13 protein-coding genes are annotated in these 13,978 nt (G+C 61.0%); 8 read left to right on the top strand and 5 right to left on the bottom strand.

Annotated elements, in window-relative coordinates; genetic code table 11:
• Positions 1-40: 40 nt before the first annotated feature.
• The 6 genes from AC1RBR_RS00490 (at position 41) to AC1RBR_RS00465 (ending at position 7,831) form a co-directional block, all read left to right on the top strand.
• On the top strand, positions 41-2,074 hold the full coding sequence (locus AC1RBR_RS00490; protein ID WP_492567210.1) for an ABC transporter permease subunit: 2,034 nt from the start codon (positions 41-43) through the stop codon (positions 2,072-2,074).
• A gap of 16 nt (positions 2,075-2,090) precedes the next feature.
• On the top strand, positions 2,091-3,761 hold the full coding sequence (gene pstA / locus AC1RBR_RS00485) for a phosphate ABC transporter permease PstA (RefSeq protein ID WP_095137736.1): 1,671 nt from the start codon (positions 2,091-2,093) through the stop codon (positions 3,759-3,761).
• A gap of 161 nt (positions 3,762-3,922) precedes the next feature.
• A complete protein-coding gene (gene pstB, locus AC1RBR_RS00480; RefSeq protein ID WP_414888696.1) occupies positions 3,923-4,756 on the top strand; it encodes a phosphate ABC transporter ATP-binding protein PstB in 834 nt (277 codons plus the stop codon).
• Between the two features lie 71 nt (positions 4,757-4,827).
• Entirely contained in the window at positions 4,828-5,589 is a 762-nt protein-coding gene (gene phoU / locus AC1RBR_RS00475; RefSeq protein ID WP_003229617.1) for a phosphate signaling complex protein PhoU, read from the top strand.
• A gap of 180 nt (positions 5,590-5,769) precedes the next feature.
• Positions 5,770-6,726 carry a response regulator gene (locus AC1RBR_RS00470; RefSeq protein WP_095137734.1) on the top strand — a complete coding sequence of 319 codons (957 nt, stop codon included), beginning with the start codon at positions 5,770-5,772 and terminating at the stop codon, positions 6,724-6,726.
• 208 nt (positions 6,727-6,934) lie between these two features.
• Positions 6,935-7,831 (top strand): peptidoglycan DD-metalloendopeptidase family protein, encoded by an 897-nt coding sequence (locus AC1RBR_RS00465; RefSeq protein ID WP_095137733.1) that lies wholly within the window; start codon positions 6,935-6,937, stop codon positions 7,829-7,831.
• Positions 7,832-8,002: 171 nt separating this feature from the next.
• Here the strand turns inward: AC1RBR_RS00465 and AC1RBR_RS00460 are convergent, their stop codons facing one another.
• From AC1RBR_RS00460 to phoB, 3 genes are all read right to left on the bottom strand, one after another.
• A complete protein-coding gene (locus AC1RBR_RS00460; RefSeq protein ID WP_007962298.1) occupies positions 8,003-9,343 on the bottom strand; it encodes a hemolysin family protein in 1,341 nt (446 codons plus the stop codon).
• Positions 9,344-9,453: 110 nt separating this feature from the next.
• Entirely contained in the window at positions 9,454-10,740 is a 1,287-nt protein-coding gene (phoR, locus tag AC1RBR_RS00455) for a phosphate regulon sensor histidine kinase PhoR (RefSeq protein WP_208101382.1), read from the bottom strand.
• A gap of 74 nt (positions 10,741-10,814) precedes the next feature.
• Complete coding sequence (gene phoB / locus AC1RBR_RS00450; RefSeq protein WP_003229608.1) at positions 10,815-11,504, bottom strand: phosphate regulon transcriptional regulator PhoB; 690 nt, start codon at positions 11,502-11,504, stop codon at positions 10,815-10,817.
• A gap of 151 nt (positions 11,505-11,655) precedes the next feature.
• On the opposite strand from phoB, the gene AC1RBR_RS00445 reads away from it, so the two are divergent.
• Complete coding sequence (locus tag AC1RBR_RS00445; RefSeq protein ID WP_492562467.1) at positions 11,656-12,039, top strand: COG4315 family predicted lipoprotein; 384 nt, start codon at positions 11,656-11,658, stop codon at positions 12,037-12,039.
• A 113-nt stretch (positions 12,040-12,152) separates the two neighbouring features.
• On the opposite strand, the gene ubiA is transcribed toward AC1RBR_RS00445, so the two are convergent.
• On the bottom strand, positions 12,153-13,043 hold the full coding sequence (gene ubiA / locus AC1RBR_RS00440; protein WP_492562465.1) for a 4-hydroxybenzoate octaprenyltransferase: 891 nt from the start codon (positions 13,041-13,043) through the stop codon (positions 12,153-12,155).
• Positions 13,043-13,603 (bottom strand): chorismate lyase, encoded by a 561-nt coding sequence (locus AC1RBR_RS00435; RefSeq protein WP_204894001.1) that lies wholly within the window; start codon positions 13,601-13,603, stop codon positions 13,043-13,045. The genes ubiA and AC1RBR_RS00435 overlap by 1 nt, the downstream gene beginning before the upstream one ends.
• Before the next feature lie 198 nt (positions 13,604-13,801).
• On the opposite strand from AC1RBR_RS00435, the gene AC1RBR_RS00430 reads away from it, so the two are divergent.
• Positions 13,802-13,969, top strand: coding sequence for a rubredoxin (locus AC1RBR_RS00430; RefSeq protein ID WP_003437744.1), 168 nt, complete (start codon positions 13,802-13,804; stop codon positions 13,967-13,969).
• Positions 13,970-13,978: the final 9 nt, after the last annotated feature.

The following is a 13,978-nucleotide window of genomic DNA, read 5'->3' as shown; positions in this document are numbered from 1 at the left end:
TGCCAGCCTGACCGCGAAAGATGCCATTACCCCAGCCTGGATGCAGGACGCCGGCAAGCCGCTGATGATTTCGCTCGAAGAGCAGAATCAGGTGGCGATGCGCGTTTCCGACAAGGGCCAGGCGTTGTTCTTTGACATCGACAGTGGCGCTGAACTGAAGCGCGTCGATCTGCCGGTGCCTGCCGGCGCTACCGTAACTTCCATTGGTGAAGATCAGCCAGGTCATCCGCTGGTGGCGGTGGGCCTGTCCAACGGCCAGGCGCTGGTGTTCCGTCACACCTATAAAGTCAGCTACCCCGATGGCAAGAAAACCATCACCCCGGCCATCGAATACCCGTATGGCGAAGCGCCGATCGCGGTGAACGAGAGCGGCGGGGCACTGGAGCACGTCAGCCTCAACGCGACCGATTCGACGCTGATGCTGGTGGGTTCGACCGGTTCGCAGCTCAATGTGCTGGCGCTGACCAGCGAAGAAAACATGATGACCGGTGAAGTCACCAACGAGCAGAAGCGTATCGAGCTGCCGCAGATGACTGAGCCGGTGAAAAACATCTTCGTCGACCCGCGCCAGCAATGGCTGTATGTGGTCAACGGGCGTGCCCAGGCCGATGTGTTCAGCTTGCGCGACAAGAGCCTCAACGGTCGCTACAAACTGCTGGAAAACGCCGACGCCGAAGTCACCGCGAGCACGCAACTGGTGGGCGGCATCTCGCTGATCATCGGTGATTCCAAGGGTGGTCTGGCCCAGTGGTTCATGGCTCGCGATACCGATGGCGAGCTGCGCCTGAAGCAGATCCGTACCTTCCAGATGGGCACCACGCCGATTGTTGAAATTACCGCCGAAGAGCGTCGCAAGGGCTTCGTGGCCCTCGATGCCAGCGGCAAGCTCGGCGTGTTCCACAGCACCGCGCACCGCACCCTGCTGGTCGAGCCGGTAGCCGAAGGCCAGGGCCTGTTCGGTCTGTCGCCGCGTGCCAACCGGGTGATCGTCGAGGCCGGCGGCAAGCTGCAACCGCTGCTGCTCGACAACCCGCACCCGGAAGTGTCGTGGAGCGCGTTGTGGAGCAAGGTCTGGTACGAGAACTACGACGAGCCTAAATACGTCTGGCAATCGACCGCCGCCAATACCGATTTCGAACCGAAACTGAGCCTCTCGCCACTGACCTTCGGCACCCTGAAAGCGGCGTTCTACGCCATGCTGCTGGCCGCGCCACTGGCCGTCGCTGCGGCGATCTACACCGCGTACTTCATGGCCCCGGGCATGCGCCGCAAGGTCAAGCCGGTGATCGAACTGATGGAAGCGATGCCGACGGTGATCCTCGGTTTCTTCGCCGGTCTGTTCCTCGCCCCCTATGTGGAAGGGCATCTGCCGGGCATCTTCAGCCTGCTGATGCTGCTGCCGATCGGCATTCTGGTTGCCGGTTTCACCTTCAGCCGTCTGCCTGAGTCGATCCGCCTGAAAGTCCCGGACGGCTGGGAAAGTGCGCTGCTGATTCCGGTGATTCTGTTTGTAGGCTGGTTGTCGCTGTACATGAGTCCGTTCATGGAGAACTGGTTCTTCGGCGGTGACATGCGCATGTGGATCTCCCACGACCTGGGCATCACCTACGACCAGCGCAACGCTCTGGTAGTCGGTCTGGCCATGGGTTTTGCGGTGATCCCGAACATCTACTCGATTGCCGAAGATGCCGTGTTCAGCGTGCCGCGTGGCCTGACCCTCGGTTCGCTGGCGCTCGGTGCCACGCCGTGGCAGACCATGACTCGTGTGGTGATCCTCACCGCCAGCCCGGGCATTTTCTCGGCGCTGATGATCGGCATGGGCCGTGCGGTCGGCGAAACCATGATCGTGCTGATGGCCACCGGTAACACCCCGGTCATGGAAATGAACCTGTTCGAAGGCCTGCGCACCCTGGCTGCCAACGTCGCGGTGGAAATGCCGGAGTCGGAAGTCGGCGGCAGCCACTACCGCGTGCTGTTCCTCTCGGCGCTGGTGCTGCTGATGTTCACCTTCGTCATGAACACCCTGGCAGAACTGATTCGTCAGCGTCTGCGCAAGAAATACTCGTCGCTTTAAGCAAAGGTAGAAGTCTGTGAAACAGAACTCCCTGAAAGGATGGTTCAAGAGCGGCGCCCCGGGCGTCTGGATCAGCGGTGGCGCGGTGTCCATCGCGGTCATCATGACCATTGGCCTGCTGGCGGTGATTGCCGTGCGCGGTCTGGGTCATTTCTGGCCGGCGGACCTGATCCACGCCAGCTACGACGTGCCGGGCCAGGCCCAGCACCTTGTGGTCGGCGAAGTGGTACAGAAAGAAGAAGTGCCCCGTGCCCGCCTGAAAAGCGCTGGTTTGCCAGTGCCGGACCAAGGTCCGGAATTCATGACCCGCGAGCTGATCAAGGTCGGCAACCGTGACCTGAACGGCAACGACTTCACCTGGGTGGTTGGCGAGTGGCTGACCAACCAGACCACGCCGCCGGAACTGATGGCGATCGAGCGTCGCGAGTGGGGCAACTTCTACGGCTACCTGGTCAACGTCAAACAGGACGGCAAGGTCATCGCCGAAGGCGAAGCCGCATGGCCTGAGCTGCAAGCGCGGATCGACCGCGTGAACGGCCTCGCCGCGCAGCTCAAGTCGCTGGAAAAAGTCGATATCGGCGCGATCAACGCGGGGCTGGAACGCATCCGTCTGCACGGTCGCAAGCTGGAACTGGAAGGCAAACTCGACGCCACCGCACAAGCGGACATGGAATCCGAGCGTGCCGAACTGAACGCCCGTTATCAGGACATCGAAGCACGTCTGGCCGACCTGCATGCGCAGTTCAACCGCGATGCGCTGACCGCTCGTGATGCCAACGGCAAAGAGATCGAAATCGGTCTGGGCAAAGTGGTTCACGCCTACCAGCCGAACGCCATGAGCACCTTCACCAAGATCGGTTTCTACTTCAGCAAGATCTGGGAATTCCTCTCCGACGATCCGCGTGAAGCCAACACCGAAGGCGGGATCTTCCCGGCGATTTTCGGCACCGTGATGATGACCCTGATCATGGCGATGATCGTCACCCCGTTCGGCGTACTGGCGGCGGTGTACCTGCGTGAATACGCCAAGCAGAACACCCTGACGCGGATCATCCGTATCGCGGTGAACAACCTGGCGGGCGTTCCGGCGATCGTTTACGGCGTGTTTGGTCTGGGCTTCTTTGTGTACGTGTTGGGTGGTTCGGTCGACCGCTTGTTCTTCCCCGAAGCACTGCCGGCGCCAACCTTCGGTACACCGGGTCTGCTCTGGGCATCGCTGACCCTGGCGCTGCTGGCGGTGCCGGTGGTGATCGTGGCCACTGAAGAAGGTCTGGCGCGTATCCCGCGCACCATACGCGAAGGCTCGTTGGCCCTTGGCGCGACCAAGGCTGAAACCTTGTGGAAGATCGTGATCCCGATGGCCAGCCCGGCCATGATGACCGGCATGATCCTCGCCGTGGCCCGCGCCGCCGGTGAAGTGGCGCCGCTGATGCTGGTAGGTGTGGTGAAACTGGCGCCGTCGCTGCCGGTGGATGGCAACTATCCGTACCTGCACCTGGATCAGAAAATCATGCACCTGGGCTTCCACATCTATGACGTCGGCTTCCAGAGCCCGAACGTCGAAGCGGCACGTCCGCTGGTGTACGCCACGGCGCTGTTGCTGGTGCTGGTGATCGCCACATTGAACCTGTCGGCCGTGTGGATTCGTAACCACCTGCGCGAAAAATACAAAGCTTTGGACAGTTGATATTCCTGTGGGAGCGGGCTTGCTCGCGAAGGCGGTGGGTCAGGCGACATTGATGTTGAATGTGCCGACCTCTTCGCGAGCAAGCCCGCTCCCACCCTAGATTGAGTACAGCCGCACCAAGCGGCTAACCGAACCGAATTTGTCAGCACAGGGAGCCTCCCATGCAGCACGAAACCCATACCCACGGCATCAATATGTCCGCCCTGGGTCGCGACAAGCAGAGCCTGAGCCTCGAGCAGGAAACCGTGGCCATTGAAGTCCCGGGCCTGAACCTGTTCTACGGCGATAAACAAGCGCTGTACGACGTCAGCCTGAACATCCCGAAACAGCGCGTGACGGCCTTCATCGGCCCGTCCGGCTGCGGCAAGTCCACGCTGCTGCGTACCTTCAACCGCATGAACGATCTGGTTGACGGCTGCCGCGTCGAAGGCGCGATCAACCTGTATGGCAACAACATCTATCGCAAAGGCGAAGACGTTGCCGAACTGCGTCGTCGCGTCGGCATGGTGTTCCAGAAGCCCAACCCGTTCCCCAAGACCATTTACGAAAACGTGGTCTACGGCCTGCGCATCCAGGGCATCAACAAGAAGCGCATTCTCGACGAAGCCGTCGAGTGGGCGTTGAAAGGCGCGGCACTGTGGGACGAAGTCAAAGACCGTCTGCACGACTCGGCACTCGGTCTGTCCGGTGGTCAGCAGCAGCGTCTGGTGATTGCCCGCACCATCGCCGTTGAACCGGAAGTGTTGCTGCTCGACGAACCGTGCTCGGCCCTCGACCCGATCTCGACCCTGAAAGTCGAAGAGCTGATCTACGAGCTGAAATCCAAGTTCACCATCGTCATCGTGACCCACAACATGCAGCAGGCCGCGCGGGTTTCCGACTACACGGCGTTCATGTACATGGGCAAACTGGTGGAATTCGGCGACACCGACACCCTGTTCACCAATCCGGCGAAGAAGCAGACCGAAGACTACATCACCGGTCGTTATGGCTGACAGTTGCGGGTTATTCACAGAATTGACGCTGCGGCCCACCGCACCTTACCGGACGCTCCAAGGACGCCACCATGATTAGTAAAGAAGGCCTTACCCACCACATCTCCGCGCAGTTCAACGCCGAGCTTGAGGAAGTGCGCAGCCACCTCCTGGCCATGGGCGGGCTGGTCGAGAAGCAGGTCAACGACGCGGTCACCGCGCTGATCGAGGCCGATTCCGGTCTGGCCCAGCAGGTGCGCGAGATCGATGACCAGATCAACCAGATGGAACGCAACATCGACGAAGAATGCCTGCGCATTCTCGCCCGTCGTCAGCCGGCGGCGTCTGACCTGCGGCTGATCATCAGCATCTCCAAGTCGGTGATCGACCTGGAGCGCATTGGCGACGAAGCGACCAAGATCGCTCGTCGTGCTATCCAGCTGTGCGAAGAAGGTGAAGCGCCGCGCGGTTACGTCGAAGTGCGACACATCGGCGACCAAGTGCGCAACATGGTTCGCGATGCGCTGGACGCGTTTGCCCGCTTCGATGCCGATCTGGCGCTGTCGGTGGCGCAGTATGACAAGGTCATCGACCGCGAATACAAGACCGCCCTGCGTGAGCTGGCGACCTACATGATGGAAGACCCGCGCTCTATCTCGCGGGTTCTGAGCATCATCTGGGTGCTGCGTTCGCTGGAGCGGATCGGCGACCACGCACGTAACATCTCGGAACTGGTGATCTACCTGGTGCGCGGAACCGACGTGCGTCACCTGGGCCTCAAACGCATGAAAGAAGAAGTTGAAGGCACAAGCGGCGAAACCGCTAATGTTCCGGGCAATGCTGACGATAAGTAAGATTGCCTGAGAAAAGCGCCCGGCCCTTTGGCCGGGCGTTTTTGTTTAGGGCGCCTGTATCAGGAAATCGAATTAAAAAGCAGCACCCGCGAACGAAAAGTCCCGGCGTGACTGAAGATTGTTGGCAATGTGCCATCAGTAAAAGCGGTATGCTTGCCGGGATTTTTATAGGGGTGTTGGATGAGCAAGATCAGTGTGTTGGTCGTGGACGACGCTTCGTTCATTCGCGACCTGGTGAAAAAGTGCCTGCGTAATTACTTCCCGGGGATCCGCACCGAGGACGCCGTCAACGGTAAAAAGGCTCAGGCCATGCTGGCCAGGGAAGCGTTCGACCTGGTGCTGTGCGACTGGGAAATGCCGGAAATGTCCGGCCTCGAACTGCTGACCTGGTGCCGCGAGCAGGACAATCTCAAGACCATGCCATTCGTCATGGTCACCAGCCGTGGCGACAAGGAAAACGTGGTGCAGGCGATCCAGGCCGGCGTTTCCGGCTACGTCAGCAAGCCGTTCACCAACGAGCAACTGCTCACCAAGGTCAAACAGGCGCTGAACAAGGTTGGCAAGCTCGACACCTTGATGAACAGCGCACCGACCAAGATGAATTCGGCGTTCGGCAATGACTCCCTGAGTGCGCTGACCGGCGGCAAGCCTGCCGTGGTCGGTGGCGCGCCGGCCGCCGCTGCGGTCAATCCGTTCGCCAAGCCAGCCGCTGCTGCTCCGGCGCCTGCTGCTGCGCCGTCGCGTGGTTTGCTCAACAGCCCGCCGGTCCAGGCCCCGGCTGCCTCGAAAGCACCGGCCGGTGGCCGTGGTCAGGGTCAGTTGCGACTGCCGAGCGGCACCCAGCAATGCGTGATCAAGGCCCTGAGCATCAAGGAAGCGCTGTTGGTGGTGAAACGCACCGACACCCTGCCGCAGATCCTCGACAGCGCCGTGCTCGACCTGGAGCAGGGCGACAACGCCGAAATCGCCCGCCTCAACGGCTACCTGCACGCCATCGTTGCTCACGAGCAGAAAGCCGACAGCGACTGGCTGCAACTGACTTTCCGTTTCGTCGACCAGGATGCGCAGAAGCTCGACTACATCTCCCGCCTGATCGCCCGCGGCACGGCGCAGAAGCACTTCGTTCCGGGCGCTTGATCCTCGTCGCCTGATACACCGCTTTCGCGAGCAAGCCCGCTCCCACCTTGGAATGCATTTCAAAGGTGGGAGCGGGCTTGCTCGCGAAGGGGCCATCACTTACGACATCGATTTCCCAGACCGCCCAATTTGAAACATCTGTCGACTAGCCTGGTCTGCTTCACCTGCTAGGCTCATTTCCAGGCCTTCTTTCGACAGACTTTTGCCCATGCTCGCGCGCCTGCTGTTTTTCTGTGGTCTTTTCCTGGCCTCCACCTCGACTGTGGCCATGACCATCTACAAATCCACCGATGCCAACGGCGTGGTGTCGTACAGCGACCGGCCGAGCAAAGGCTCACAGGTGTTCGTATTTCAGGACCGCATGGTCGAACACCTTGAGCGCCAGGTGTATCTCGATATCAAGAAGCAGAAGGGCACCGACGTGGTGTTCGTACGCAACGATCTGTATGCGCCGGTCGAAATTGCGCTGGCGTTTACCGGCCTGAGCAATGTGCGTGGTGCGCCGGCGCAGACGATTCGCCGGGTGCTGCCGGCGCGCAGCAATACGCGGTTGGCGCTGCTGACGGCAATCAGCCGTGGTCAGCCGCTGGTGTATTCACCGCAATTCCAGTATTCGCTCGGCGATCCCGCAGGCGCTGCGCAGAGCTATCGCTATCCACTGCCCTGGCGGGGCGGGCCGTTCCGTCTGAGTCAGGGCGCAAACGGGCAGTACAGCCACTATGGGCCGAAGAACCGGTATGCGATGGACATCGCCATGCCGGTCGGCACGCCGATCATTGCCGCACGGGCCGGGGTCGTGGTGAAAACCGAAAACTCACAGAGCGGGCGCGGCAATGATGCGTCCGGCAACTTCGTCCGGGTGCTGCATGACGACGGCACGATGGGCGTGTATCTGCACCTCAAGCAAGGTTCGGTGAGCGTGCGCGAGGGGCAGCGGGTGAAGGTCGGCAGCCCGCTGGCACTGTCGGGCAATACCGGCAACAGCAGCGGCCCGCACCTGCACTTTGTGGTGCAGCGCAATACGGGGCAGGGGCTGGTGTCGATTCCGTATCAGTTCAACCAGCCGCTGGGGGCGTTGCCCAACTTTGCGTTGGGCAAACAATAGATCCAGTGGAACTCAACTGTGGCGAGGGAGCTTGCTCCCGCTGGGCTGCGAAGCGGCCCCAAAACCCTGAAACCGCGTTCGATCAGATACAACCTGCACACGGCTCTGCGACTGCTGCGCAGCCGAGCGGGAGCAAGCTCCCTCGCCACAAAAGCTGTCCTGCAATCGCGATCAATCCAGCATCAACACCTTCGCCAGCACAATCTTCGGCCCTTTCATCTTCTTGATGATGATCCGCAGGCCTTCGACTTCCAGCACCTCTTCCTCCTCCGGTACCCGTTTCAGGGTCTCGTAGACCAGGCCGGCGAGGGTTTCGGCTTCGATGTGATCCAGGTCGATGCCGAGCAGGCGTTCAACCTTGAACAGCGGTGTATCACCACGCACCAGCAGCTTGCCCGGCTGATACGCGAGGATTCCGCGTTCGGCCTTGCGGTGTTCGTCCTGGATGTCGCCGACCAGCACTTCCAGCACGTCTTCCATGGTCAGGTAGCCGATGATATTGCCGTCGGCCTCTTCAACCACGGCGAAGTGCGAGCCGCCCTTGCGGAACTGCTCCAGCAGCTGCGACAGCGGCATGTGCCGCGATACGCGCTCCAGCGGGCGGGTCAGCTCAGCCAGGTTGAACGACTCGGGAATGTGATCCAGCGCCGCCAGTTCCAGCAGCAGGTCCTTGATGTGCAGCAGGCCGACGAACTCCTGGCGCTCGCTGTCGTACACCGGATAACGGCTGAACTTGTGGCGACGGAACATCGCCAGGATTTCTTTCAGCGGTGCGTTGAATTCGAGGGTGATCAGGTCTTCGCGGGAGTTGGCCCAGTCGACCACTTCCAGCTCGCCCATCTCCACTGCCGAGGCCAGCACGCGCATGCCTTGGTCGCTCGGGTCCTGACCACGGCTGGAGTGCAGGATCAGTTTCAGTTCTTCGCGGCTGTAATGGTGTTCGTGGTGCGGGCCGGGCTCGCCTTGGCCGGCGATCCGCAGAATCGCGTTGGCGCTGGCGTTGAGCAGGTAGATCGCCGGGTACATCGCCCAGTAGAACAGGTACAGCGGCACCGCCGTCCACAGCGACAGCAGCTCCGGTTTGCGGATCGCCCACGACTTGGGCGCCAGCTCGCCAACCACAATGTGCAGGTAGGAAATGATGAAGAACGCGGTAAAGAACGAAATGCCTTTGACCACTTCCGGCGACTGCACGCCGACCGCGCTCAGCAGCGGCTCGAGAAGGTGCGCGAACGCCGGCTCACCGACCCAGCCCAGACCGAGGGAGGCGAGGGTGATACCGAGCTGACACGCCGAGAGGTACGCATCGAGCTGACTGTGTACGGTGCGCAGAATATGCCCGCGCCAGCCGTTCTTGTCGGCGATGGCCTCGACCCGGGTCGAGCGCAGTTTGACCATGGCGAATTCTGCCGCAACGAAGAAGCCGTTGAGCAAAACCAGGATCAGAGCGAAAAGAATCATGCCGAAATCGGCGAAAATCGTAGCGAGGGACAAGCCAGGGGAAGGGTCCATGATGGAGTTTTGCGGGTTCCGTGTGATTCAAAAGAGAGAAAAGTCGCGCCTGAAGGGCAGGCACAAGTCAGCCAATGTAGCGGCTGACCTGGCGATTGCCTAGTGCGACATTACTCAGCGGTGCTGATCGCCCGTGCGCTGGCCACTTGCGCCGGAGCGAAATGACAGGTGAATGTGCTGCCGTGACCGGGCACGCTGCTGATCTCCATGCGCGCGCGATGGCGCAGCAACACATGCTTGACGATTGCCAGACCCAGGCCAGTGCCGCCGGTGTTGGAGTTGCGGCTGGAGTCTACGCGGTAGAAGCGTTCGGTCAGGCGCGGCAGGTGCTTGCTGTCGATGCCGATCCCGGAATCCTGCACGCTCAGGTGCGCGCCTTGCTCGTCGCCCCACCAGCGAATGCGGATGTTGCCTTCGGCCGGGGTGTATTTCACCGCGTTGAACACCAGGTTGGAGAACGCGCTGCGCAGTTCGGCCTCGCTGCCCTTGAGCAGGATTTTGCCGTCGGCTTCGAGGGTGATTTTCTGGTTTTTCTGCCCGGACAACTGCTGGGCGTCGCTCTTGATCGATTGCAGCAGGGTATCGATCTGCACCGGCTGGTTATCTGACGGGTAGTCGGTGGCTTCCAGCTTCGCCAGCAGCAGCAGGTCATTGAGCAGCGTCTGCATGCGCCCGCCCTGTTGCTGCATCTGCTGCAGCGCGCGGCTCCAGCGCGGGTTCACCTCCTCGACGTTGTCGAGCAGGGTTTCCAGGTAGCCGCAGATCACCGTCAGCGGCGTGCGCAGTTCGTGGGAGACGTTGGCGATGAAGTCTTTGCGCATCTGTTCCAGTTGATGGATGCGCGTGACGTCGCGCACCAGCATCAAGTGCTCGTTGTTGCCGTAGCGGGTCAGATACAGCTGAATGCGCACCCGATCATTGGTCGGCGAGGGGATTTCCAGCGGTTCGGCGTAGCTGTCCTGCTCGAAGTACTCCTTGAAGCGCGGATGGCGTACCAGGTTGGTCACCGGTTGGCCGCTGTCCTGCGGGGTCTTGAGGCCGAGCAGGGTTTCGGCGGCGCGGTTCCACCATTCCAGGTTGCCGTCGCTGTCGAGCATGATCACCGCGTCTTTCAGCGCAGCGGTGGACTCCTGCACCCGGTCGATCACCGCTTGCAGGCGCCCGCGTACCCGTTGGTCGCGACGTTGCAGGTGGTAGATGCTGTCGAACACCTCGCCCCACAGGCCATAACCGTCGGGCGGTGCTTCATCGGGTTGGTGCAGGCGCAGCCATTCGTGCAGACGCAGCAGTTGCTTGAGCGTCCAGGCCAGGTAAATACCCAGGCCGGCAGCGAGGCTCCAGCCGTAGTAGCCGGTGATCAGGCCAATCACCAGACACGCTGTGACCAGCAACAGCATGTGGCGAATCAGGGTGCCATGCCAGTTTTGATTCACGGAAATTACGGTCCTTGTCAGCGAGTCTGGCGGTCGGATCAGGCCTTGGTGGAAAACCGGTAGCCGGTGCCGCGCACGGTTTGTACCAGATTTTCGTAGGCATCGCCGAGGGCCTTGCGCAGGCGTCGGATGTGCACGTCGACGGTGCGCTCTTCAACATAGACGTTGCCGCCCCAGACCTGATCCAGCAACTGCCCGCGAGTGTAGGCGCGTTCCTGGTGGGTCATGAAGAATTGCAGCAGACGGTATTCGGTCGGGCCCATCTCGGCCGGACGGCCGTCGATGGTTACGCGGTGGCTGATCGGGTCGAGCAGCAGGCCGCCGACTTCGATCGGCGCTTCGCCATCGGTCGGGCCGGCGCGGCGCAGCACAGCCTTGAGGCGTGCGACCAGTTCGCGTGGGGAAAACGGTTTGGTGATGTAGTCGTCGGCGCCGACTTCAAGACCCTGGATCTTGTTGTCCTCTTCGCCCTTGGCGGTGAGCATGATGATCGGGATGTCCCCGGTCAGCTCGTCGCGCTTGAGACGGCGGGCCAGTTCGATGCCGGAGGTGCCAGGCAGCATCCAGTCGAGCAGGATCAGGTCCGGTTTGCGGTCAACAATGATGGCGTGTGCCTGCTGCGAGTTCTCCGCCTCGAGGCAGTCATAGCCGGCCATTTCCAACGCAACGGCGATCATTTCGCGAATGGGCGCTTCGTCGTCGACGATCAGAATGCTCCTGCCAACCATGCCTTAATCCTCTTGTCATTTAACTGTCTTGCGCCGCATTAGATAACGGAATTATTGCAGTCGTGTGACAGTATTTTAGTCGCCCGGCGGTTGGCGTGATCCTGGACTAAGCTCTAAGTCCGAATCCTGACAACCACAAAAGAAGGTTTCCATGACTCAAATGACTGCTTCTTTGAAAGCACTGCTGATGGCTGCGGCCCTGACTCTGCCTGGATTTGCGCTGGCTGCTGATCCTGCGATGGAGAAGGACGGCATGTACACCGACCACAAGGGCATGACCCTGTATACCTTCGCCAAGGACTCGGGCGGCAAGTCGATGTGCAACGACAAATGCGCAACGAACTGGCCGCCGTTGATGGCGACCGCGGGTGACAAGTCGATGGGTGACTGGACTGTCATCAAACGCGACGACGGCACGATGCAATGGGCCTACCAAGGCATGCCGCTGTACACCTTCGTGATGGACAAGAAGGCCGGTGAAATGACCGGTGACGGCAAAATGGACGGTGCCTGGAAAGTCGCCAAGGCCAAGTAAACGCAAGTCACCTGTGGGAGCGGGCTTGCTCGCGAAAGCGGTGTGTCAGTAGACAATGATGGTGACTGACACGATGCCTTCGCGAGCAAGCCCGCTCCCACAGGTTCTAATCTTCAGCGCATTGCATAATCCAGCACTATCCCGACAAAAATCGCCAACCCCGCCCAGTGGTTGTGCAGAAACGCCTTGAAGCAACGCATTCGGTCGCGATCACGGGTGTACCAGAATTCCCACGCGTAGCATCCAGCGGCCGCCAGCAGACCGAGATGGAACCACACGCCCAGCTCGAACTTCGACCCGGCCAGCAACAGGCAGCCCAATGACAGCGCCTGCAACGTCAGGATGATCACCCGATCCGCCTCGCCAAACAGAATCGCCGTGGATTTCACGCCGATCTTCAAGTCGTCGTCACGATCGGTCATCGCGTAATAGGTGTCGTAACCCACCGTCCACAGCAGATTGGCGATCCACAGCAGCCACGCCGCCGCCGGCAACTCGCCGGTCTCGGCGGTGAACGCCATCGGCATGCCCCACGAAAACGCCGCGCCCAGCACCACTTGCGGGTAATAGGTGTAGCGCTTCATGAACGGGTAGGTGAAGGCCAGCGCCAGACCGCCCAGCGACAGCCAGATGGTCGGCGCATTGGTGCACAGCACCAGCAGGAAACTCACGCCCATCAGCAGCGCGAAGAACACCAGCGCCTCTTTCGAACTGATCTTGCCGCTGGCCAGCGGTCGTTGCGCGGTGCGTTTGACGTGGCCGTCGACCTTGCGATCCGCCCAGTCGTTGATCACGCAACCACCGGCGCGGGTCAGCACTACGCCGAGCACGAAAATCACGATATTGGCCAGCGACGGCGAGCCCTTGCCGGCAATCCACAAAGCCCACAGCGTCGGCCACAGCAGCAGGTAAATACCGATCGGCTTGTCCATGCGCGTCAGCTGAATGAAATCCCAGGCGCGTGGATTCAAGCGGTTCAGGGACTTGAGCAGGCTCTGATACATCAGCAGATCTCCGGATGGGCGCGGGCGGCAATCCACAGGCTTGGCAGGAAGATTTCCGCGACCAATACGCTCAGTGCGCCACGGTCGAAACGCGAACGTCGGCCCCACAGCTCGGGCGCTTTCACGTCTGGCGGCAACCATTGTTCAGGGTAGTGACAAACTTCGAGGGCGCGACGCTGGAAGGCCTGGTCGCAAAACAGCAGTTCGCCCAGCGAGCGGCTGCCCAGTTCGTCCATGTGCAGACCGTCGCCTTGCAGGGCAGCGCGGGAGGCCACGCTACGGGCGAACACCCAGGCCTCGCCGTGACCGCGCAGATACACCTCGCGCACCCAGCCTTCGCTGCCTTCGGCCAGATCCAGCGCCGCGCATTCGTCACTGCGCAGAGTGTCCCAGCCTTCGAACAACGGTGTGACGCTGAAGCCGTCATTCGACAGCCGGGTCAGGCGGCGGGTCAGCGAGCCTTCGTCGAACAACCAGTTCAGGGTCAACGAATCGGGAAGGGACGTCAGTCGGCTTTGAGTCAGCCAGAGCGGGGTCGGGCAGGCATTTGAATGTTGCACAATGAGTCATTATTGGCCGCAAATGAGGCGGCGAGCTTAACATGCCGTGCTGCGAATTTGATTGATCGGGGTCGCCGTTGCGCCGAACAGGCTTGCATCTGCCCGGCACCCTCAGTACAAAACGCCCTGAGCCGGACGGCAGCGCAACCACCATCGACCGTCCGCGCCGACAAAAGCCTGAATTGAGGAAGTACCTGAATGAAAAAGTGGCAATGCATCGTCTGCGGCCTGATCTACAACGAAGCTGACGGTTGGCCGGATGACGGCATCGCGCCGGGCACCCTGTGGCAGGACGTGCCGGAAGACTGGCTGTGCCCGGACTGCGGCGTCGGCAAGATGGACTTCGAAATGATCGAAATCAACTGAGAAAAACCA

The organism is Pseudomonas sp. GW823-FHT01D03 (assembly GCF_058798255.1).
Note: the sequence above shows the minus strand (reverse complement) of the source record. Positions and strands in the feature narration are given on the sequence as shown.

Excerpts from the sequence above, each read along its gene's own strand:
- AC1RBR_RS00430 (WP_003437744.1), top strand. The coding sequence starts at position 13,802 with ATGAAAAAGTGGCAATGCATCGTCTGCGGCCTGATCTACAACGAAGCT.
- phoU (WP_003229617.1), top strand. The coding sequence starts at position 4,828 with ATGATTAGTAAAGAAGGCCTTACCCACCACATCTCCGCGCAGTTCAAC.
- AC1RBR_RS00445 (WP_492562467.1), top strand. The coding sequence starts at position 11,656 with ATGACTCAAATGACTGCTTCTTTGAAAGCACTGCTGATGGCTGCGGCC.
- pstB (WP_414888696.1), top strand. The coding sequence starts at position 3,923 with ATGCAGCACGAAACCCATACCCACGGCATCAATATGTCCGCCCTGGGT.
- phoB (WP_003229608.1), bottom strand. The coding sequence starts at position 11,504 with ATGGTTGGCAGGAGCATTCTGATCGTCGACGACGAAGCGCCCATTCGC.
- AC1RBR_RS00465 (WP_095137733.1), top strand. The coding sequence starts at position 6,935 with ATGCTCGCGCGCCTGCTGTTTTTCTGTGGTCTTTTCCTGGCCTCCACC.
- AC1RBR_RS00490 (WP_492567210.1), top strand. The coding sequence starts at position 41 with ATGCAGGACGCCGGCAAGCCGCTGATGATTTCGCTCGAAGAGCAGAAT.
- AC1RBR_RS00470 (WP_095137734.1), top strand. The coding sequence starts at position 5,770 with ATGAGCAAGATCAGTGTGTTGGTCGTGGACGACGCTTCGTTCATTCGC.
- AC1RBR_RS00460 (WP_007962298.1), bottom strand. The coding sequence starts at position 9,343 with ATGGACCCTTCCCCTGGCTTGTCCCTCGCTACGATTTTCGCCGATTTC.
- phoR (WP_208101382.1), bottom strand. The coding sequence starts at position 10,740 with ATGCTGTTGCTGGTCACAGCGTGTCTGGTGATTGGCCTGATCACCGGC.
- ubiA (WP_492562465.1), bottom strand. The coding sequence starts at position 13,043 with ATGTATCAGAGCCTGCTCAAGTCCCTGAACCGCTTGAATCCACGCGCC.